Consider the following 21,773-nt stretch of genomic DNA (forward strand, 5'->3'; position numbering starts at 1 on the left):
TATGCTGAAAAGAAATGTAATATGGATTTTGCTGGCTTTCTTTTTTGTGCCCGAACTGGCTGCGGTTGCCCATAAAGGAAAGAAAGAAGTGGCTCTGTCGGAACAAAGCCTGCGCGATAAGGTGAAGGGCGCATGGGCGGGGCAGACTTTGGGATGTACCTATGGAGGACCGACGGAATTTAAATTCCTGGGAACCATAATTCAGGATTATGTCCCGACTCCCTGGGATAAACATATGGTCAAGAAATGGTACGATAGTTTTCCCGGACTGTATGATGATGTGTATGTGGACCTGACGTTTGTCGAAGTCTTTGAAAGATGTGGGCTGGATGCCCCGGTAGATTCGTTTGCCGCTGCTTTCAAACGGACAGAGTATCCTTTGTGGCACGCCAATCAGGTGGCGCGCTACAACCTGTTGCAAGGAATGAAAGCGCCTCAGAGCGGTTATTGGAAGAACAATCCTCATGCACATTGCATTGATTTCCAGATAGAGGCTGACTTCGCCGGAATCATGTCACCGGGGATGCCCAACCAAGCTGCTGAAATCTGTGACAGGGTAGGGCACATCATGTCCTATGGCGAAGGCTGGTATGGCGGCGTATATGTTGCGGCCATGTATTCTCTGGCCTATGTCAGCAATGATGTGGAGTATATCGTGAAAGAAGCCTTGAAAGTCATACCGGAGGAAAGCGATTTCCATAAGTGTATGTCCGATGTCATTCGTTGGCACAGGAAGTATCCGAATGACTGGAAACGTACCTGGTTTGAATTGCAGAATAAATGGAGTGAAGAAATCAGTTGTCCCGAAGGCATTCACAACTCCTTTAATATAGGCACGAAAATCAATGGAGCTTATATACTTCTGGGGCTGCTTTACGGGCAGGGTGATTTTACAAAGACCATCGACATCTCCACCCGTGCCGGACAAGACTCTGACTGTAATCCGGCATCGGCAGCAGGAATACTGGGAACCATGATAGGGTACAGCAATATTCCCGAATATTGGAAAGAAGCTTTGTATGAAGTGGAAGATATTCCTTTCTCCCACACCGATATAAGTTTGAATAAAGCTTATGACATGACTTACAGACATGCCTGTGACATGCTCCGGAAGTACGGAAACGTGAAGGCCGGAAGCGACTTTGTCATCAGACGCGGGGACATCCGCCCCGTAGCATTGGAAGTTGCTTTTGAGAACTTGAAGGTCAGCGATAAACTTGCCATTGAGAAATCGATAGATGATGTGAATCCGTTTTCTTTCGAGGGCACCGGATTGGTGGTGAAAGGATATGTGGCAGGCGCCCTTCCTGCTGATTATACGGCAGAAATGGAGGTATATATAGATGGGCAGTTCTATGAAACCACCGCTTTGCCCCAGCACATCAATCGTCGGAAGTGCGAATTGTTCTTTTGTTACGACCGTCCGGCAGGACAACACACCGTGACCTTCAAATGGAAGAATCCCGTATCCGGCGGGAAAATATGGATCACTGAAATCATAATCTATACAACAGAATGACAATCATGAAAAAGATAATATCCCTGATCGGTATGTCTTCTCTGCTGCTGGTGATGGCCGCTTGTGGCAATGAACAAGCTCCCACAGCAGAGGAGATATTGGCAAAAACGAGTGCGGTGAAGACCCTGAACACTTATGATGAAATGAACTGCGTGGTGTATGACATGAAAGGACTTCCTGCACTGCCTCAAACTTCGGTAGACCGTTTTATCAGTGACGACTGTGTGGAAGGTTCCGGAAGTTTTGAAATCAAATATTCTTTCTCCGGCAATTCCTCCGAACCGGAGTCTGTATATATCCAGCAAAGCGGCGGAGACTATCGCAGTGATTTGTCCTTCCATCCGCTGGCCCTTTCCATTTGGGTGAAAGGCAATAAGGACAACAAAGGTACGTTCCGTTTTATGCTAATCCAGGATACGGATATGTTTACCCAGGGTGCGCTTCATGACAAAGACTGTTGGCAGTTCTTTGAATATGTGGACAAAGATGTGCTGACCAAAGAAGAATGGACGCGTGTTGTGATGCCATACGAATCCTTTGCTTTTGTCAGGGGGCGTGATATGGGTGATAATAAGCTGGCGCTGAACCGCCTTGAAGGATATCGGATTGAAGTGACCAACGATGATGGCACAGCGTGTACCGGTTCGTTTTGTATCGATAACCTGGAACAGTTGACATCTTATACTCCCGATTTCAAAGGAACCCCGAAGTTTTCCAGTGTTTTCATCCAGTTGGACAGAGTGTATGAGGATACCGATTGGGATAAAGAATTCAAAGCAAGCCGCGAGGTAGGCATCGACACTTGGATTATCCAGTATGCCGAAGGATTCGATGACCGCACGGAAGAAAAAACTTCCTTCTATGCACCTACAAGGCTGCCGTGGGTCACGAAGCAGTATGATATCATGAACCGTATGTTCGAAGCTGCCGAACGCAACGGCATGAAACTGATAGTGGGACTCTATCCCGGTGACTACAGCAAAAAAGACACTACCACACCTGAGCAATATGAGTTCCTCGTAGATCGGAACAAGCAGGTCTTTGATGAACTGTTTGCCCTTTTGGGAAATCATCCCAGCCTGGAAGGTTGGTATATAACCGAGGAATTCCATGACGGTTCCTATCCTGTGGGGTGGCAGCAGGAACCTGCGCTCTCCATGCTTGCCAACTATTTGCAGACGGTAGCTGCTTATGTGAAGTCGAAATCTCCCAAAGAAGTTTGCATTGCCCCTGCTTTGTGGCGCGGAATGCCGGCCGACCTCTGTGGAGAGTGGTTCGGCAGGATATTTGCCCGGACACCTGATGTAGATGTACTCTACCTTCAGGACATAGGCGGACGTTGCCTGGTAGACTTTGACGTAGACCTGCCCAACTGGTTTGCCGAAATAAAGAAAGCCTGCGAGGCCAACGGAGTGATTTTTGGGGTAGACATCGAATCGTTCAAGAGCTGTTGGTGTCCGGATATATCTATGAGAGCTAAGTCTTGGGTAGAATTGGAAGAACAGTTGCGGGTGGCCGGGATGTTTACCGAACATATCACGAATTTCAGTTGGGCCACATTTAAACCGGGAACGGATACCTATGAAGGTTATAAGAAGTATCTCGAAAGAGAATAACCAGTTTGTGTGGTACTATAAAATTAGAACATAAGGGCACAAGAGTCGTTTCAAGACAGAAAACTGATTGTTTCATTGCTTGTAACGGTTTGTTTCATTGCTTGTAACAGCTTGTTTCATTACTTGTTTTTTGTAGCTAAATCTATTTTATATATATATTTTATGAAGACGAATTTCCAAAGACTATTACTCAGTTTGCCAATCATGTTACTGACTCTGTCTGCTGTCACTATCTGTGCCTGCAATGAGGCTTCGGGCAGACAGGAAAAAGAAAAAACAAATGAATCGGATTTAGGTGTGAAACCTATTACCGGTACTTGGATAAATCTGGCATATAAGGATGTGCGTAATAAATATACGAATCCGCAAAACTTCGATAATACGGATCCGGAATTGTGGAAAGCTAAAGTGCGCGAATTGTCGGCTATGGGCATTGAATATCTGGTGTTCATGGAAGTGGCCAATGAAGGTAAAGCCTATTATCCCTCGAAATTAATGCCTTGGTGGTATGATAACAACAGGCAAAGTCCCGTAGAAGCCATTCTTGATGAGGCTGCCCGGCATAATATGAAGATTTTTATGAGTTCCGGATGGGCGAAGGATCAGGATGATAATTTGCTGGACCCTGCCATCAAGCAACGCCAACTGCAAATTATGGAGGAACTGGCCGCTCTTTATAAGGATCATAAAGCCTTCTATGGCTGGTATCTGCCGGTAGAAGATTGTCTTTGTCCGGTTTTTGCAGAACATGCCGTACAGTCTGTGAATACATTGACTGAAAAGGCAAAAGCATTGACCCCCGGCAAGAAGACCTTGATTTCTCCGTATGGCATCGGCTTGTCTGAGTTCGATGATCCGGAGTATGAGAAACAGATGGCGAAATTGAAAGTCGATATCATTGCTTATCAAGATGAAGTAGGTTGTGTGCGCGATGCGTTCACCCTGCCGCGTTTGAAAAAGAACTGGCAGCGATTGCGTGACATTCATAATCGCCTGAACATTGAAATGTGGGCGAATTGTGAAACTTTCACTTGGGAGCAGGGAACCAATGACCGTACTTCTGCTTTAATTCCGGCTGCTTATCCGCGCCTTTTGTCTCAGCAAGTGGCTGCTTCCGCAGCAGGAGTCGATAAGATTATCTCGTTTATGTTCTGTGGCATTATAGATGATCCCCAATCAAACTATCAATTGGGGCAACCGATATGGGCAAATAGGGTGTATAATGACTATATGGACTGGAAGAACCGGACAGAACATTGGCAACTGGCCGAAGCTGCCTTCATGGAAAGACTAAGTAACGGAGTCACTGCAGAAATGATGTCGGGCAAAGCGGAGTTGAAGGCATTGCTGGATGGCAGGGTAGCTGAAGAAGATAGCAAGGACGCCCGCTGGGTAAAATTCGGAAAAGGTTATCATGAATTTGTGGTGGATCTGCAGAAGAAGACTCAGGTAAAGAGGGCTATGCTGCGACTGTTGAATTATAATTTGGAGGGAATAGGCATGCCGCTGAAGGTCTACCTGTTCACTTCGCTGGATGGAAAAGGATATGAACTGGCTTCCATCAAGGACGCTCCTCATTTTCCGAACAACAAACATGATGCATGGATTGAAAGCATTCTGTTTGACAGGTTGGATGAAAATGTGCGTTATGTAAAGGTGGCTTTCGAAGCTCCGCAACAAGTGTATATAGATGAATTCTTTGTTAATCCGGTAATTAAATAAAAAAATATTTGTCTCATGAAAATAGGAAAATATATAATCATGTTTCTTTTGACAAGCATGTGGCTTGTCTCTTCCTGCGATAACGGACCGAAACGGGAAATCTGGCTAGAAGAAATCTACCGGGACTCCTGCTTTGTTCAGGACTGGGGAATTCCTCAGATCAACCAATCTGTGGTGTGGACTCCGCTCAAAGTGAATGGAGTTACCTATGAACACGGGATTGGCGCTCATTCCATTAGTCGTATGTTGTATGACCTGGGGGGTAAAGCCATTGCTGTCTCCGGATTGGTAGGAGCGGATGATAACAATATGTATGCCTGCAAATTGCAGTTCAAGATTATCGGTGATAAAAAGGAATTGTGGAAAAGCGGTGTGATGCAGAAGGGGGATGCAGTGAAAGAATTCAATGTCAGTCTGTCCGGCATCGATAAAGTGTTGTTGCTGGTGGAAGAGTGTGGAGACGGCATCATGTACGATCATGCCGACTGGCTGAATGTGAAGTTCGTAACTCGTGGAGAGATTACACCGATTCCTGCCTGGCCGAAACCGATGGTGAAGGAAAAGTATATTCTGACCCCGAAAGCTCCTGAAACTCCGCAGATCAATAATCCTATAGTCTATGGAGCCCGACCGGGAAATCCGTTTCTAATGGCGATAATGGCAACAGGCAGCCGTCCGATGAAGTTTGAAGCTTCAGGACTTCCTGACGGACTGAAGCTGGACCCCGCAACCGGACTTATCGCGGGAAAAGTAAATGCAGGAGGAGATTACAAAGTGCTCCTGAAAGCAGCAAATGATAAAGGGACAGCAGAGAAAGAGATTACCCTGAAGATAGGAGAGCGGATTGCGCTGACTCCTCCGATGGGCTGGAATAGCTGGAATTGCTGGGGGCTTTCGGTAGACGATGAAAAAGTGCGCGAAGCCGCTCGTATGATGAATGAAAAACTACAGGCATACGGATGGACCTATGTGAATATTGATGACGGATGGGAGGCTGCCGAACGTACGAAAAAGGGAGAACTGCTTGCTAACGAGAAATTTCCGGACTTTAAAGGATTGTCCGACTATATCCATTCCCTTGGATTGAAGTTCGGTATCTATTCTTCACCGGGACCGACTACTTGTGGCGATTATCTGGGAAGTTACCAGCATGAAGAGATTGATGCCCGGACTTGGGGAGAATGGGGCATTGATTATCTTAAATATGATCATTGCGGCTATCATGCAGTTCAGGAGAACTCGGAAGAGAAAACAATTCAGGAACCCTATATAGTCATGCGTAAGGCATTGGATAAAGTGGACCGGGATATCGTGTATTGCGTGGGTTATGGTGCACCCAATGTCTGGAACTGGGCAAAAGAAGCCGGTGGTGACTTATGGCGCACTACCCGTGACATCACGGACGAGTGGAATGTGGTGACGGCTATCGGATGTTTTCAGGATGTTTGTGCCCAAGCCACTGCTCCGGGCAGTTATAATGATCCTGATATGCTGGTGGTAGGGAAATTGGGCAAAGCCTGGAGGGAGAAAGTTCACGAATCAGCTTTGACTCCTGATGAGCAGTACTCTCATATTTCTTTGTGGTGCATTCTTTCTGCTCCGTTATTGATCGGCTGTGATATGTCCGATATAGACGATTTTACTTTGAATTTACTGACGAACAGTGAAGTGATTGCCGTCAATCAGGATCCTTTGGTGGCTCCTGCCACGAAACTGACGACTGACAACGGACAGATATGGTATAAGAAACTACATGACGGTTCGTATGCTGTCGGATTCTTTCAGATTAATCCCTATTTCATTTTATGGGAACAAGATGAGGCTGAAACGATACAGATGAAGGACTATCCATTTGAATTGTCCCTGAAACAATTGGGTATTACAGGCAAGGTATCTGTTCGTGATTTATGGCGGCAGAAAGATTTAGGAGTATATGAAGGGGGATTTCAGACAATGGTTCCCTATCATGGCGTATCGTTAGTGAAAATATCTCCTGTACAGTAAGTTTTCGATAAATCTAAAAGAGGGTAGGAAAGAACTAGAAGGTTTTCCGATCCGTTGGCAGGATAGGCTTTGACGTAAATTCCGGTCTGGAACATATCAAGAGCAGACCGCTCTTGATATGTTCCAAATATAGCCTTGACCAACTATTATTTCATAATTCCGCCTACCTTTTCCATATCTCACTTTTTATTCCTAATTTTGTGACACAAAAATCATAAATAACAAGGAGATGTTACAACCGGAATTAAAGTTGAGACGCGATAAAATACGTGTTCTCATGGCTCAGCAAGAGATTGACGCCGCTCTTATTACCTGCAATGTAAACTTAATCTATACGTACGGACGTGTTGTCAGCGGTTATTTGTATTTACCCCTGAATGCTCCGGCCCGCCTGTTCATCAAGCGCCCTAACCATATTGAAGGTGAGCACATTCACCCTATCCGCAAACCGGAACAATTGCCGGATCTGCTGAAGGAGTGCGGCTTGCCGATGCCGACGAAACTGATGCTGGAAGGCGATGAATTGGCTTATACGGAATATACGCGTCTGGCAGCCTGCTTCCCGGAAACTACGATAGTGAACGGAACGCCCATTATCCGCAAAGCGCGCAGCGTAAAGACAGAGATGGAACTGGAAATGTTCCGTCGGTCGGGGATTTCACATGCCAAGGCGTATGAACAGATACCTGCCTTGTATAAGCCCGGAATGACCGACCGACAGTTGTCCATCGAGATAGAACGCCTGATGCGTCTGGAAGGATGTCTCGGCATTTTCCGTACTTTCGGTCAGAACATGGAGATATTCATGGGTAGTTTGTTGGCAGGGGATAATGCTGCCGTGCCTGCATCTTACGACTTTGCTTTGGGTGGCGAAGGGCTTGACGCTTCATTGCCTATCGGGGCAAACGGTACCTTGTTGCAGCCCGGTCAGAGCCTGATGGTTGATATGGGAGGAAACTTTAATGGTTATATGGGAGACATGAGCCGGGTGTTTTCTATCGGAAAATTACCCGAAAGGGCATACGCGGCACACCAAGTCTGTCTGGAAGTGCAGGAAGCTGTGGCAGAGAAGGTAAAGCCGGGGGCTGTGTGCGAGGATCTTTATCAAACAGCCATTGACTTGGTGACGAAGGCGGGTTTTGCAGACTACTTCATGGGAGTAGGACAAAAAGCTAAGTTCGTCGGACACGGCATTGGGCTGGAAATCAATGAATCGCCAGTGCTGGCTCCGCGTATTAAGCAGGAACTGGAACCGGGCATGGTGTTTGCTCTCGAACCGAAGATTGTACTGCCGGGCATTGGTCCGTTGGGTATTGAAAACTCTTGGGCTGTGACGGCAGAAGGGGTAGAGAAGCTGACATTGTGCAAAGAAGAAATCATAGAACTGTAAGAGAATAAAACCGAATGGAGGTGCGTCATAACTCACTACGGAGTATGACGCACCTGTCTTTTCTAGCCTTTTTGTTCCTTCCTTTTACTCCAGTTCACTCTCCTCATAATATTCGCGCAGGAAGTAGTGCGTGATGAAGTCCCAATACTCGTGCAATACCTCTTTCCTGCGGGAAAAAAGGAATTGTAGGTCAGGGAACAGATGTTTTTCCATGTTGTCTGTTTATCTCGTCAGAGAGAATTTCATGCTGAACCCGAAATCGACACTGACTACCGGATAGGAGCTGGAAGACACCAGTGGTGTGTTTTGTTGCCGGTCGTAGTAGAGACGTAAGGTCAGGAGGCGGCTCAGGGTGTAGTCGGCCGAGCAGGAGATCTTCAGTGCTTTGTTACCGCTGGTTGCTTGTGTAGAGCCTTGTTGAATGTCGCGGCAGAGGGCGGACTGGTTGCGGAACGAGATATCGGTGCGTAAGGTGAGGTCGTGGCTGGTTCGGTTTTTGCTGTTCTTCACGTTGCGTTGGCTGAACAGGTTGAAGTTGATGATTTTATACCCCAGCCCGATGACGAAGTCGCGGGAATCACTCTCTACCAGTTGGCAGGCACTTGTACTGAGGTTCAGTACGCGGTTGGTTCTGTATTCCACTTTGGCGGTCATTCCGTTTTTAAGGGTGGCATCCATACCGATGAGGGGCGAGAACTGTTCGTTGATAGACACCATGCTTATATCGAAGCGCGATGAAGGAATAGGGTTTCCTGTTTGCACGTCTTCAGTGAATCCGATGTCACCCATATAGCTTATGAAACTTTGGAAGGTGTTGTAACTGCCGATGCTGTACGTGCTGCGATAGGCATGGTTCAGGTTGAAGCTGCGGAAGTTCTTTTTGAACCAGCCGATCTTTGCCAGTCCGGCATAGGTGATGCGCCAGTTCGGCATCATGGCAAACAGACTGGGAAAGATGTCGAGGGCGGAGTTGCGGGCGTTTCTTCCGGTGTAGGCGGCGAAGAAAGCCGGTATCATGACATCCGGCGAATGCTTGCTGACGGTTCCGTTTGCCGGGTCGAATGGTTTTCCGACGAGGGCGGTGCCTTGCGGGTATCGGCTGTTGGCGTATTGGGCCTCTGCACGGTTCCGTATGCCTTCGAGGCTGTTTCTGAAACGTTCAAAGGTGCTGGAGCGGTAGCCGTTGTCCGCATTGTGGCGTTCGAATGCGCTTCCTATCGAGATGATGCTCATGGTGAAATTGCCGCTGCGCGTATCCGGCATTCCTGCAAACATGTATTGCATTTCCCGGCTACGATTGTGGGTACGGTTGGCGGTGAGGTCTATTTTCAGGTCTCGAATAGGTTCGAGCGTGATACGTATCTGCAAGTCTTCGAGGGCATTGCTGCTGGCAGGGCTGATGACAGAATCATTACATACAAGCCATTCGTTCTGCATTGCCCGGTCAATATAGTTGTCGTCAGTGAGGCCGAAGGCAAAGCCCAGTCCCGGTGCTAAGAAGCCCCCGTGTTTCTTTTGCCCGAACATGTCTCCTACTTCAGGACGGAAACCGGGCAGTGTCATGGCGTATGTGTTCTTGTAGGTGAAACTGAAATTGCGTACACTCATGGCAAAACGGGCGGCATACTGTCCGAGTTTATACCATCGGCCCTCTTCCGGGGCAGGACCGGGGATAACGGTCAGTTTGATGCGTGCCGTATCTTGGGTATTGATGCGCAGTGAATTGGCATTGATTATTTTGTACTTTATCGGATAACGGCGTCCGTCCACTGTAAGCGCACTGACCTTGGGGCGGCGTGAGTTCAGATTGTGGCTTACGGTCAGCGTTGTGTCTGCTTTCAGCTGTATCTCTTTGTCGAACCGGCGGGGTTTTTGCCCTTTGGCTGCGGCGGGTTTGCGATAAGAGGCAGAGAAGCGGCGGTTCACCTTTTTCAGATAGGGCACCTTGTTGTAAAGGGCTTCGAGGTTGAAGCGTGAATTTACGTCGATGCTGCGTTGGTTACTGATGGTATTCCCCATCTCTATGCCATCGGAGAGGGAGACGCCCCGATCCCAATTGTAGGAGGAGGCAAAGCGGAGATCCGTACTGATCCAGTCGGTGATGGGAAACTTGTCGAAGGGCACTTTATAGGTGGCGTTGAACGTTTGCTGATAGTCGATGGGGCGCCCGAGTGATAGCAGGCTGCGGCGTACGGTATCTTTCCAGGCCGTGTATTCGTCCGGATACAAGTCCTTGTTTACCACCCCGTAAGGCTCTTCTATTTCGGCATGTGTGGCAGAAGTGAAATTGATATGCAGGTTTTTGGTTAAGTCCCAGCGTAGAGCAAAATCCCGGTTCCAGAGAAACTCCTTGGCAACGGAAACGGGAATGCCTTCGATTCCGGTATCTTCCCCCGTCATACTTCCTGCGGTCAATGCTTCTAAGTCACGGAGTTGCAGTTCGTAATAATGACGCAGCATTTCGGTATTGAACGCGATGCTCTGGGGCAGCCAATTCAGGTTTATCTCTTTGATGAAGCGCATCCAGGGGGATTTGCTCTTCATCTTTTTGAAGGGCTCCCACGGGCGGTAGACCGGAGCATAATTATAGCTCATGGCACCACGCCAGTCTGTCTCATTCTCGTAGGCTGTAGTGCTGCCCTGGTTGTGGCGCAAAGAGCGGGAATAGCTGAAGGTGAAGTTTCCCGGGTCATAGGGCATCGGACGTTTGCTGACAATGCCTATTCGCGCATTGCTGAGGCTGAAGTTGCGATAAGTCGTGATTTCGCGGGCGATGTTCATCAGCGAGTCACGTTGCTGGCCGGTAGTGCAGGCATCGAGGGCATCGTCCAGCAACATGTCTTTATCCAGCGGATTGTATTTGGGTGTAGTGGCTTCTTTGGAGTAAGAGAAGTAAATCGGGGAGGTCAGTTTCACCTTTTTAGGGAAAAAGCGCCCGAGGTCGAATGTGGTGGTAAAGCTGTATTGATAGAAGTCATCCAGACGACGTTCGCTGACACTCTGCTCCAATCCACCGAAGCCGGCGGTTTCCGTATGTCCGGTCAGATTGATGCTGCCGATATCGGAAAGTTGCACGTTGAGATTGCCCTGCGCTGCCCATCCGCCACTCTCATTAAATTCGGTGAGGCGTAGCTCGTTTACCCAAACTTCGGCGGACTTTATGGTGCGTGCGTTGTTTCGTACTCCTATCATTATGGTTTTCACTTCCGCCAACGAAGGATTTCCGATAATGCTTATCTTGTTTGCCGGTTTCTCTGTGTCATATTCAGAATAGAGCCTGGTGTATGTAATGCCGCTATTAGAGATGTTTTTCAGACGGTTGCGGTTCTTCTTTATGTTGGTCAGTATGCCGAGGTCGATGTCCAGGTTGTTCTCTTTGGGCCAGACGGCAAGGCAACCGGTGGTGGTACTTCCGTTATACTCTCCATGTGGGGTCAGGACAAGCGGAATCTCATATTCGTAGTAATTGCTGCGGTAGTCCGAGCCAAGTCGGATGAATACGGACAGTTCTCCGTTTTGTGGGTCGGTACTGAGGTCGGGTAGGGCTTCGGCGTGGATGAACATTTGCAAGCGTTTATACTGCCGCATGTCCATGCCCGTGTTCTTGTAGACGGCACGGGCATCTCCGGGAGTCAGTTTCTCTATTTTCAGGCTCATGGTCTGTTCGTTCTGTTGGCGTAGTTGCGGCTGTCCGGGGTCGATGACGCGGGATATGCCGGGAGGCATAATGTAATTTACCGGTGTACGGTCGCCGTTCTCTTCAATGTTTACGGCAGACACATCCAGCGTGGCAGAGCTTGTGACGGAGCTTCCTTGCTGCGTATTGTTCAATGCATCGGTGTAGGTGCGCCATTCGCCCCGTATCAGTTCCAGCGTGGCAAAGCGCAGTACGACGGGACTTTCGAACCCGGTCAGGAACATGCGCATGAAGCGGATGGACTTGAAATCCTTGATGTTGCCTATCGCTTCGCCACTGCGTACGGGTATCTTGAACTGATACCAGGTTACTTCTTCCGTTTGACCATTGCGCAGGCGTACGTTGACGGTTCTTTTGTCCGTGATGTAGTTCTGTCCCACTTTCAGGTCGGAGGGAGTGAGACGGATTTTATACTGGAAATATTTTTCCGTTTCATTCAGTGTGTTGTCCTGATTGATGTCTTCTATATCGGGTACGGTCTTTGCAGAGATATCATATCGTTCCGGAGAGTCTTCCGAGGCAGTGGAATTACCTTCGGTGTTGTTATAGTATTTGTATCGTTCGAGAATGCTGCGTTCTTCGCGGTCATAATCACTGCCACGGAAGTAGTGATAATTGTCACCCGCAGGGTCGTTATAGAATTTCTGATAGCTTTCGGTATCAACAATCCCCTGTATTTCCGACAGATAGTTCTGATAGGTAGGGAACGAACGTTCGTCTTCAGTAGAGAGACCGTTCAGACCGACGTCCTGATAACGACGGGCATTGGCGGCATTGTCGAAGGCATATACTATGCTACGTTCACGAGGTACGCGTCCCCAAACTGTCTCTTCGGTCTTTGTGACATCTCCATCAGTGGGTAAGCCATTCTCGAAGAATTTTTTGCCGTCCTTCAGTATGTCTTCGGACACCTCGCCTAAATTGATGTAAAGGTCTCCGCCGGAGGTAGCCGGTGTGGAAGCCCTGTCCAAGGGAGATGCAGGATTGTTTCCCTCTTTCTTGTAAATGAACGGGTCGAGCAGCCAGAACGTGACATATTCGATGTTGGCAGCTTCAAAATCACTCGTGTCCAATTTGCGCATCATGCCTCCCCAGCGCTTTTGGGGATTGCGTAGCGTGCCGTCCGTATTCAGGTCCGTGTCTAAGTTGTATGGTCCCCGTTCTTGCGGATAGTATGCCAGGTTCAGTACGTTCATGGCAGCTGATTCCTGATAAGGGGGCTCCTTGTTCGGGAAGAGCTCTTGTTCGTAGACTTCGCGAACGTAATGATTGCTGAGTTGGTTCAGGTCACTCTTTATGTGGGCTGGGGTCAGCGAAGAGTTGCGTCGGGTGAATAGGCCGTCAATGTGATACCATGCCAGCAAGGCGCGGTTTTTCCCGTAGGTGATATCATTGCTGCGGGATGCCTCGGGAAAAAGGTTCGGATTGTAAGGGGTGCTTGCCAGCATCCAGTACGAGGGTTGCCGCAGGTCGATGCCGCTTTGGGTGCTTTCAAAGTCGTCGATATACGATGCATTTTGCTGTAATCCTTTGGCATGTCCCGGTATGAGATGGGCAAATTCCACGCCGAGATTGATGTTGCTGGGCATAGTGGCATTGACGAAAGGCAGCTTGTCCAGCAGGTTCGTCAGCCATTGGCTCTCTTTTTTCCAGGAGGCGTTCAGTCCCCACAGCATGTTGGATAACGGTTCGTCTCCCATGGCGACTTTGCTTGTCAACGGCTTTTCTTTGAGGTGCATAATGCTTCCGCCGAAAGAGAAGTCGGGAGAGAAGTCGTACGTGAAGTTCAGTCCCATCATAGTCTTGCGTTGCATGCTGTAGAGCGTGTTGCTTTCCAGGTTCACACTGATGGCAGTGCCTGCGTCAATGATGCTTTGGTTGAGGATGGTGACTACGCCGAGCGTGTAGTCCACCGTATAGTCGGAGTTTTCGGTCAGCGTGATGCCTCCTGCCGTTACCTGTACCGACCCTTGCGGAATATTCATGGCTCCGAGACGTATCTCGTTGGCGTTGGAGGCACGATACTCTCCTGTCAGCCGGAATTTATTCTTCTCCGCTGTCTGCCGCGCTACCGTACGGGTGGAGTCATATAGTTCTTGAAACACATATTTGTCTGCCAGCGCGTCGTTTCCTATGGCATTGCGCAAATGGCTGCCGAAAGGCTCCACGACGGGAAAGTAGATGCGCCCGTCGGATGCCGTGACTGTATACCCTTCTACAAAGTCGAAGAATCCGTCTGCACCGATTTGGTTCTGGCTGTTCAGGCGGTCGAGATTCATGACACGCAACAGAGGGGTTTTGGCAATCTTGCCTTCCGGAATGTAACGCAGATACACGCCTGCCGTGTCGCTCTGATAAGTGATGTTCAACTGGAACTTTTCTTTCTGCACAGAGTAGGCGTTGAGGCTATAGACGTTTTTCATCATCAAGTCCCAGCAGGCGGCATCGGGCGAGTTCGACGTATTTTTCAGCAGTTTTACGAACAGGCTTTGTCCCGTCTCTTTGATGTCGGAAGAAAATTCGCCTACCTGATAGCTCTTTCCTCCGAAGGTATATTCAAAGGCTACTGCCAGTACTTCATCCGGTTGCAGTGTCTGCTTGAGTGAAATGTAGCCCAGTTTGCTGTTCAGCGTATATTCGGATGCCGTTAGCAGGCGGGCACTTTCTATCTTTTCGTAGTCCATACCGCCTTCCATGCCCGGAATGCTGTTCATTGTGTTGTTTACCTGGCTGATGTCGCGTGCGGCGGCGTATTGTCCGGTCATTGCTGCATAGAGGTTATTGGCATTGTTGGCAGGCGCATTGCCGCTTGCGGCAGGATTTGCAGGATTCCCTGTCCCGCTCCAAGCTGAGGGGTTGCCTATATGAAAAGCCTCTCCGAGGTCGGTCAGTGCCACAATGTTTCTGGGGTTGTCGTAGTTGTTCCGTTTATTGGTGACCCATACTTCGATGCGGTTGATTGTGATACTGGAGAGTACGTTGGGAAGTTGTGCCAGATTCTTGTCATACACATCCCTGAAGTAATGGGTAAGGAAGAAGTGGCGGTTCTCTTCGTAGTTGTCGGCAGAGAAATCAAAGGTGGTGACTTGCGCGCCGCCACGGCTTGTTACGGTTTTGGCTTCACTCTCTTGCTGACTGATGACTGCCTGCATTTTCAATTTGCCGAATTGAAGGTCGGTGCGAATGCCGAACAGTGCCGAGGCTCCCCGTATCAGTGAGTTATTGGTGGGCATGCTTACGTTTCCGGCTTCAATAAGTTTGATGATCTCATCTTCTTTTCCCTCGTACTTCAATTTCAGCTGCTTGGTATCGAAGTCGAACGTGGCATCCGTGTTGTAGTTCATGTTCATATTCACCTTGTCGCCTACTTTCCCATTGACGTTGATGTTGATTTTCTCGTCAAAGTCGAAGCCGAATGTCTTGCGCTGGTTTTCGGGGAGGGACGGATTTTTCACGTTTTTGTAGTTCATGCCGAAGCTGAGTTCCGCATTGCCTTGCGTACGTATCTGCACTCCGCCGGGGCCGAATAGTTTCTCCGCCGGACCCAGGCTGAACTTCATATCCATGAAGTCGAAGGCTTCTTTTCCCTTACCGATTTGTTCTCCGTTCTTCTGTCGGTAATATGCCTGCATGGATTGTTGCAGGGTCCAGTCCAGATACTCTTCGGGGGTAAGTAGCAGGGGGACTCCGATATCCGTGTTTCCCAGTTTAGTGCGTATGAGGTATTTGTCTGTTTTGGCGTCATACTCCGCTTCAGTCCGCAGGTTTGTCGGCGACTTGAGGTCGGCTGGGGGGAGAGAAAGGTCTTTTAGGGTAAATGGCACTGTTTTCCGGACGGAGTATCGTGGTGTGATGCTGTCGCTTTGGGCTTCTTTTGTGTTGTTGTCCGTCTTCGTTTTCTGTTGTACGTTTTGCCCTATAACGGCAATACTGCTGTGCGTCAGCCACAGCAGTAATAAGCAGATTGTATGTCGTATATAGGGATACTTCATTCTGATTTCACACAAACGGTTGCTTCTATTAGCCCGGGTCTCTCCAGCTATTTGCTAAAGTCTTTTCAGTGCCAGTTTGATGACTTGTTCTACCGGTGCGCTCGGGTCCTCTTTCAGTATGGCTAATACGACTTTCTGTGACGGTGCTTGTGCAAATCCCAACATGGTGAGGGCTGCGACCGCTTCTTCCTGTATCTGTGTGTTGGCTATGGTCGACATGCCGCAGAAGTTTCCTTCCGTACTTCCTGCGGCTATGGTGCCTGTCTTGATTTTATCTTTCAGGTCGACAATCACCCGCTGTGCAGTCTTTAGTCCGATGCCTTTTACCGCTTTCAGCATATTGGCGTTTTCCGTACTGATCACGTTCACCAGTTCCGCCGGCGAAAGGGCCGAGAGTATCATTCGTGCAGTGTTGCCGCCGATGCCCGATACGGAAATCAACAGTAAGAACAGTTCCCGCTCTTGTTTGTCTACGAATCCGTAGAGGATGTAAGCGTCTTCGCGTATGGCTTCGTAGATATATAATTTGCATTCCTTTTTCCCCTGAATGGCGGCGTACGTGTTCAGGGAAATATTAACGGCATATCCTAATCCGTTACACTCGATTACTGCGGTTGCCGGGCTGAGCTCGACAAGTTCGCCTTTAATATATTCTATCATACTGCTAATAACGGGCGCGCGCGTAGAATATTGTGTAAACAGTCGGTTGCACTACCATAATGAGACGGATTTTTTCATCCCATGAGACGGTTTTTTTCGTCCCATGAGATGAATATTTTCGTCTCATGAGACAAAAAAATCCGTCTCGTGGGGCGAAAATGCTTTCAATAGGTATCGATGAAAACATGAAACGGTCAGAACTGCGGGATAAACCGCTTCATGTCTTGTTAATAAAGAAAAAACTCAGTGGAACTCTGTGTCGTTTTGTGATAAATGTGAATGAAAATGATTACTTTTGCACCGATAAAATAGAAAACTGATAAATAAATCCGATAAAAGAATGAAAAAAGTAAGAGCAGCTATCGTGGGCTACGGCAATATCGGGCATTACGTGCTCGAAGCGTTGCAGGCAGCTCCCGATTTTGAGATTGCCGGTGTTGTGCGCCGTGCAGGAGCGGAAAATCGTCCCGCAGAATTAAGTGAATATCCTGTAGTGAAGGATATCAAGGAGTTGGAAGGTGTGGATGTGGCAATTCTTTGTACGCCGACCCGCAAGGTGGAAAGTTATGCGAAAGAGATTCTTGCCCTCGGCATCAATACGGTGGACAGTTTTGATATCCATACGGGGATTGTAGATTTGCGCCGTACGCTGAATGCTGTTGCCAAAGAACATAACGCCGTTTCCATTATTTCGGCAGGTTGGGACCCGGGAAGCGACTCCATTGTACGCACTATGTTGGAAGCCATTGCTCCGAAGGGAATCACATATACCAATTTCGGACCGGGAATGAGTATGGGGCATACTGTTGCGGTGAAAGCCGTAGACGGTGTGAAGGCAGCTCTCTCCATGACCATCCCTACAGGAACAGGCATTCATCGCCGTATGGTTTACATCGAACTGAAGGAAGGATACGAATTTGACAAAGTGGCTACGGCAATCAAGGCTGATCCGTACTTTGTGAATGATGAGACGCACGTGAAATTGGTGCCTAGTGTAGATGCGTTGCTTGATATGGGGCATGGCGTGAATCTCACGCGCAAAGGTGTTTCAGGCAAGACGCAGAACCAGTTGTTTGAGTTTAATATGCGTATCAATAATCCTGCACTGACAGCACAAGTACTGGTTTGCGTGGCACGCGCTTCGATGCGTCAGCAGGCAGGTTGCTACACGATGGTGGAAATTCCGGTTGTCGACCTTTTGCCGGGCGACCGTGAAGAGTGGATCGGACACTTGGTATAATGAAAATATAGCGAACGGAATAGTACGCAGATAACGCGGAAAGGGCGGGTGATCGTAGATGAATTTACTGAAAAGTAAGAAATTATCTTCGGTCATCCGCCTAATTTATGTCATCCGCCTCTTACTTTGTTAACCTGTCGAATGCTTTCACGACGTATTCGGCAATCTCGCAGTCTTGGGCTTCCGTGCCTCCGCCTACTCCGATTGCGCCGATAATTGTTCCGTTTACAAACAGCGGATATTCTTCTTATATGCCTGCAATATGTGATAATTTTATCATAGTGTGATTCTTTTCTCATGCTGGGGAATTTCTATACTTTTGCAAGTGGATTAAAGAAATATGGTAAGAAGCGTATGTATGAATATAAGATACCCCGATAGATTTGGATTGTGGAGTGACCATCACACTGTATATTATGGGTGCCAAGTGGAAACCTTATCTGATAAATTGTATGACCAAGGGCATTCATCGTCCAGTGGAGTTCCAGCGTGTGATAAAGGGAGCTACACAGCGCGTACTTGTACAGCAACTCGGAGAGTTGGAATCTGTAGGCGTCGTGCGCCGTGTGGTGTATGATACGGTTCCGATGAAGACAGAATATTTTCTGACAGAACTTGGCGAATCGCTCGTGCCCATCATCCGTATGATGGACGCATGGGGTAACGAGCACCGGAATATGTTTGACGAGATGGGGAAGAGGGTGCCGGATGGATGGCAAAGGGAGTAGTAGTCTTTGTACACTACCACAATCTTGTGCAGTTGCGTATTGCCTATGGCTTTCTTTACCGTTTCAGTATCGGCATAGCGGTTCGCTTGTTCGACGGCTTCCCGGTGCAGTTCCTCCACGCAGTTTTCGAGGTCTTTGTACCGGGCATACTTCAATTCGACAATGTAGCTGTGCTGCATGTCGGTATAGATGTCCAGTAGCGGACATAGAAAGATGTTGACGTACATGACTACTATGCCTTTTAAAGAGGTTTGTTTCCAATCAGAAACAAAGGTAAAGCCTTTGTTATCAGTTTTCCAAACAGCCTGCCGTTAAATTGAGGGGATTATGCTTTTACCGTACCACCAGCATCAGCCCTACACCCCTGACGGTCTTTATCTCTATCCGTTCATCCTTCTCGAATAGTTTGCGAAGCTTGGAGATGAACACGTCCAGACTGCGCGAGGCAAAGTAGTCGTCTTCCGTGTCCCAGTAACGGCTGAGGATAGCTTCGCGCCGCACTATTTCGTTCTTGTTGTCGGCAAGCAGTTGCAAGATTTTGGCTTCTCTGACGGTCAGCGTTCGCATCTGGTCTGTATCGTTGTTGCGCAGCGTGGCACGCACGGCATTCAGCGTGTAGGCACCGAACTTGCAGCAACCGGTTTCGTCCTTAGACTTTACCCCCTCCTTCATTTTCAGGATGGCATGGATATGCGCATCCATTTCATCCGGTACGAAAGGTTTCTTCACGTAGTTGTTCGCTCCTATTTCATAGCCTTTCTTTACGTCACTGGGCAATACCAGTGCTGAGGCGAACAACACAGGCGTATCACCATCCGTCTCCCGGATGCGTCTTACCATTTCGTAGCCGTCCATTACAGGCATGTCGATGTCGGAGATGATGATGTCTGGCTGGAACTCTTCCCAAGCTTTCAGCCCCTCTTTGCCATTGGCGGCGGTGACCACTTCATATCCTCCAATCAAGTCCTGCAAGCCACTCTTTACAATGTACGACAGGTTGGCGTCGTCTTCTACCAATAAAAGTTTTATCATATTTTTAAGGAGTTATCGGGAGTTAGAACTTCCAACGAATCAACCTTTTTGGCCGAATCCTCCCGGTTTGGTAAATAGATTATAAATTCTGTATATTCTTTTTCTATGCTGTTCACGGTGATGTTTCCACCGTGCGCCTCTATCACTTGCTGTACGAAGTTCAGCCCCAGACCAAAGCCTGCGGCACCGCCTTTCCGTATCCGTCGCTCAGCGGCACCCCGTTCGTATTTGTTGAAGATGCAGCGCTGGTATTTGTCGGCAATGCCCAAGCCGTTGTCGTGTACTCTGATGACGGTGCTCGAATTGTGGTTTTCCGAACTGATTCTTATCTCTACAGACTCCTTGGAGTATTTGATGGCGTTGTCTATCAGGTTGCTGAATATCTCTTTCAGGTATTCGGCTTCGGCATAGACTTCTTTTACTTTCAGGTCGAAAGCGAAGTGTACCTCCTTGGTGGATTGGGCAAGATACTTGTCTGCCAACTCCTTCAGGATGGGTGTCAGCAGGACTTTTTCCTTGTTCATTTGCTGTTTATGGTTCTCCAGTTTGGAGATGGTGAGCACCTTGTTGGTAAGTACCAGCAAATGTTCCGCTTCGTTTTCCGCTATCTGGTAATACTTCTCTTTCATTTCGGGCTTTCCGTCAAGCTTTCCGCTATGAAGAAAGTTCAGTATCATGAAGATAGAACTCAGCGGAGACTTCATGTCATGAATTAAAGCATAAGAGAAGTCTTCGCGGATTCGGGCTATTTTGTTCATTCGATATATCATCCTGATTTGGTAAACAATACAACCGATAACAAAACTCAGGATGATGATAGTAGCAATGATAAGCAATCCCATACGTTCAACAAATGTCTTGTATGGATTGACAAGGATCAATTGAACTACTTGTGTATAGTCGGAGCGTATAGGAAGATATTTAGGTTTGACGGTCATCCAAGAGGAAGCTTCGTTGTTTCTATTGCTTTGAACGATTTCTCCGGTATGCAAATTTATGATATGAATAGAGAATAGATCTTTGATCCCACCTTCTATTAATAGTTGGGAGATTATAGAATCTAACTTCTGCATTGAAAGTGGGTATCCCATATCAGAAAGTTGTTCGTAAAAATAGGTCATTGGCGGGATTGTGTCATTAGCGACTCCTCCCATTATTTCCGTTCCTTTAGGCGTTTGACCAAAGCGTATATTCCCTTCTTCTTCAAGTGCCTTTTCAATGATTGCATAACTTTCTTTTTCAATATTGTTCTTGATGAGTGTATATGTATTATGTAGCCATATTGATTGCAAAGCTGACGCTCCAACCAATCCCACGAATGTAAATACATATATTTTCTTTATGCCTATTTTATTTCTCATCAGATAAAGTAAAATGCAAATTCCGTTGCAAAAATAAGTTTTTTCATTCAAATAATAACATAGCGATAACATAAAACTAACATTTGATAATATTCACATATTGTACCTTTGCATCGTTGAATTTTTAAAAACAGATATATTATGGAACAATTATTTTTAGAACTGACAGATCAAGAGATTATTAATACATTTGGAGGTGAAATCGTATATAAGTTGATATATGATGAAGATGCTGGATATTATAGACTTGTATTTGTGAATGTCTGACTTATTTTGCTTTATGCTAATAGAAAAAGCAAGTCAATTAAGAGAATGGCGATTGGTTAACCTGACGATAACATAAGGATAACACAAAGTCTGAAATATATTTCCCAACTTTGCAGCATCAAAAAGGAACAAGTTCAGTATTAACACTAAAATATATTAACCTAATGATAACATAGAGATAATATAAATCCAAAAACACACTGCTTATCTTTGCAGCGTCAAAAAGAACAATAAACTTTAGTATTAACAATAAAAGAAAGATTTATGAAAAAAAGAAGAAAACAACAAGTGTATTTTGCTGAATGAAGCAGAAGTGAGATGCGCGAACGATGGCTATCGTGAATCAATTCCTGAAGAACTGGGACGGATTCGTGAAATCTATGGTTCGCTTGCCGAATACATCATTTGCTGGTGAGGAGATTAGGAATGATAAAATGAAAGATTCTTGCCGCTCAATAAATAAGCGAAAAACATTAATATTAGTCTAAGAGCCTTTTTAAATTTTCTTCAAAAAGAACTCTCGAAAGAAGGCTGAACAAAATTTG

The 21,773-nt window shown here is 47.3% G+C and carries 14 protein-coding genes and 1 pseudogene; 8 read left to right on the top strand and 7 right to left on the bottom strand.

Annotated elements, in window-relative coordinates:
• Position 1 precedes the first annotated feature (1 nt).
• The 5 genes from QZ323_RS01680 (at position 2) to QZ323_RS01700 (ending at position 8,251) form a co-directional block, all read left to right on the top strand.
• On the top strand, positions 2-1,519 hold the full coding sequence (locus tag QZ323_RS01680; RefSeq protein ID WP_294632297.1) for an ADP-ribosylglycohydrolase family protein: 1,518 nt from the start codon (positions 2-4) through the stop codon (positions 1,517-1,519).
• 5 nt (positions 1,520-1,524) lie between these two features.
• Positions 1,525-3,135, top strand: a complete 1,611-nt coding sequence (locus QZ323_RS01685) for a DUF4434 domain-containing protein (RefSeq protein WP_294632298.1) — start codon at positions 1,525-1,527, stop codon at positions 3,133-3,135.
• Positions 3,136-3,297: 162 nt separating this feature from the next.
• Positions 3,298-4,857 carry a DUF4434 domain-containing protein gene (locus QZ323_RS01690; RefSeq protein ID WP_294632299.1) on the top strand — a complete coding sequence of 520 codons (1,560 nt, stop codon included), beginning with the start codon at positions 3,298-3,300 and terminating at the stop codon, positions 4,855-4,857.
• Between the two features lie 15 nt (positions 4,858-4,872).
• Positions 4,873-6,861 (top strand): NPCBM/NEW2 domain-containing protein, encoded by a 1,989-nt coding sequence (locus QZ323_RS01695; RefSeq protein WP_294632301.1) that lies wholly within the window; start codon positions 4,873-4,875, stop codon positions 6,859-6,861.
• Between the two features lie 229 nt (positions 6,862-7,090).
• Positions 7,091-8,251, top strand: coding sequence for a Xaa-Pro peptidase family protein (locus QZ323_RS01700; protein ID WP_294632303.1), 1,161 nt, complete (start codon positions 7,091-7,093; stop codon positions 8,249-8,251).
• An 84-nt stretch (positions 8,252-8,335) separates the two neighbouring features.
• Here the strand turns inward: QZ323_RS01700 and QZ323_RS01705 are convergent, their stop codons facing one another.
• Genes QZ323_RS01705 through ruvA form a run of 3 tightly spaced genes read right to left on the bottom strand, consistent with a single transcriptional unit; the run spans position 8,336 to position 16,600 of the window.
• On the bottom strand, positions 8,336-8,464 hold the full coding sequence (locus QZ323_RS01705) for a hypothetical protein (RefSeq protein ID WP_294632304.1): 129 nt from the start codon (positions 8,462-8,464) through the stop codon (positions 8,336-8,338).
• Positions 8,465-8,473: 9 nt separating this feature from the next.
• A complete protein-coding gene (gene sprA / locus QZ323_RS01710; RefSeq protein WP_294632307.1) occupies positions 8,474-15,940 on the bottom strand; it encodes a cell surface protein SprA in 7,467 nt (2,488 codons plus the stop codon).
• A gap of 54 nt (positions 15,941-15,994) precedes the next feature.
• Positions 15,995-16,600: a Holliday junction branch migration protein RuvA gene (gene ruvA, locus QZ323_RS01715; protein WP_294632308.1), complete on the bottom strand. Its 606-nt coding sequence runs from the start codon at positions 16,598-16,600 to the stop codon at positions 15,995-15,997.
• A gap of 340 nt (positions 16,601-16,940) precedes the next feature.
• Between ruvA and QZ323_RS01720 the strand changes: the two genes are divergently transcribed.
• Positions 16,941-17,840 (top strand): diaminopimelate dehydrogenase, encoded by a 900-nt coding sequence (locus tag QZ323_RS01720; RefSeq protein ID WP_294632310.1) that lies wholly within the window; start codon positions 16,941-16,943, stop codon positions 17,838-17,840.
• Positions 17,841-17,961: 121 nt separating this feature from the next.
• Here QZ323_RS01720 and QZ323_RS01725 read toward each other — a convergent pair whose 3' ends face one another.
• The gene (locus tag QZ323_RS01725) at positions 17,962-18,075 is read right to left on the bottom strand and encodes a heme-binding protein (protein WP_294632362.1); all 114 of its coding nucleotides are present in this window, start codon (positions 18,073-18,075) and stop codon (positions 17,962-17,964) included.
• Positions 18,076-18,223: 148 nt separating this feature from the next.
• Here QZ323_RS01725 and QZ323_RS01730 point away from each other — a divergent pair, with 148 nt between their 5' ends.
• The gene (locus QZ323_RS01730; RefSeq protein ID WP_294632312.1) at positions 18,224-18,568 is read left to right on the top strand and encodes a helix-turn-helix domain-containing protein; all 345 of its coding nucleotides are present in this window, start codon (positions 18,224-18,226) and stop codon (positions 18,566-18,568) included.
• A 5-nt stretch (positions 18,569-18,573) separates the two neighbouring features.
• Here QZ323_RS01730 and QZ323_RS01735 read toward each other — a convergent pair.
• The 3 genes and pseudogenes from QZ323_RS01735 to QZ323_RS01745 form a co-directional block, all read right to left on the bottom strand.
• A pseudogene (locus QZ323_RS01735) lies at positions 18,574-18,792 on the bottom strand (PD-(D/E)XK nuclease domain-containing protein); the annotation flags it as partial.
• A gap of 109 nt (positions 18,793-18,901) precedes the next feature.
• Positions 18,902-19,600 (bottom strand): response regulator transcription factor, encoded by a 699-nt coding sequence (locus QZ323_RS01740; protein ID WP_294632314.1) that lies wholly within the window; start codon positions 19,598-19,600, stop codon positions 18,902-18,904.
• Complete coding sequence (locus QZ323_RS01745) at positions 19,597-20,442, bottom strand: HAMP domain-containing sensor histidine kinase (protein ID WP_294632315.1); 846 nt, start codon at positions 20,440-20,442, stop codon at positions 19,597-19,599. Before QZ323_RS01745 ends, QZ323_RS01740 begins: the two co-directional genes overlap by 4 nt.
• Positions 20,443-21,102: 660 nt before the next feature.
• Between QZ323_RS01745 and QZ323_RS01750 the strand changes: the two genes are divergently transcribed.
• Entirely contained in the window at positions 21,103-21,228 is a 126-nt protein-coding gene (locus QZ323_RS01750) for a hypothetical protein (protein ID WP_294632317.1), read from the top strand.
• Positions 21,229-21,773: the final 545 nt, after the last annotated feature.

The organism is uncultured Bacteroides sp. (assembly GCF_910585845.1).
In the GTDB taxonomy this organism is placed as follows: domain Bacteria; phylum Bacteroidota; class Bacteroidia; order Bacteroidales; family Bacteroidaceae; genus Bacteroides.

What these genes read in the sequence shown, in the direction of transcription:
- QZ323_RS01680 (WP_294632297.1), top strand. Translation starts at nt 2, where the DNA reads ATGCTGAAAAGAAATGTAATATGGATTTTGCTGGCTTTCTTTTTTGTG.
- QZ323_RS01685 (WP_294632298.1), top strand. Translation starts at nt 1,525, where the DNA reads ATGAAAAAGATAATATCCCTGATCGGTATGTCTTCTCTGCTGCTGGTG.
- QZ323_RS01690 (WP_294632299.1), top strand. Translation starts at nt 3,298, where the DNA reads ATGAAGACGAATTTCCAAAGACTATTACTCAGTTTGCCAATCATGTTA.
- QZ323_RS01695 (WP_294632301.1), top strand. Translation starts at nt 4,873, where the DNA reads ATGAAAATAGGAAAATATATAATCATGTTTCTTTTGACAAGCATGTGG.
- QZ323_RS01700 (WP_294632303.1), top strand. Translation starts at nt 7,091, where the DNA reads ATGTTACAACCGGAATTAAAGTTGAGACGCGATAAAATACGTGTTCTC.
- QZ323_RS01705 (WP_294632304.1), bottom strand. Translation starts at nt 8,464, where the DNA reads ATGGAAAAACATCTGTTCCCTGACCTACAATTCCTTTTTTCCCGCAGG.
- sprA (WP_294632307.1), bottom strand. Translation starts at nt 15,940, where the DNA reads ATGAAGTATCCCTATATACGACATACAATCTGCTTATTACTGCTGTGG.
- ruvA (WP_294632308.1), bottom strand. Translation starts at nt 16,600, where the DNA reads ATGATAGAATATATTAAAGGCGAACTTGTCGAGCTCAGCCCGGCAACC.
- QZ323_RS01720 (WP_294632310.1), top strand. Translation starts at nt 16,941, where the DNA reads ATGAAAAAAGTAAGAGCAGCTATCGTGGGCTACGGCAATATCGGGCAT.
- QZ323_RS01740 (WP_294632314.1), bottom strand. Translation starts at nt 19,600, where the DNA reads ATGATAAAACTTTTATTGGTAGAAGACGACGCCAACCTGTCGTACATT.
- QZ323_RS01745 (WP_294632315.1), bottom strand. Translation starts at nt 20,442, where the DNA reads ATGGGATTGCTTATCATTGCTACTATCATCATCCTGAGTTTTGTTATC.
- QZ323_RS01750 (WP_294632317.1), top strand. Translation starts at nt 21,103, where the DNA reads ATGGAACAATTATTTTTAGAACTGACAGATCAAGAGATTATTAATACA.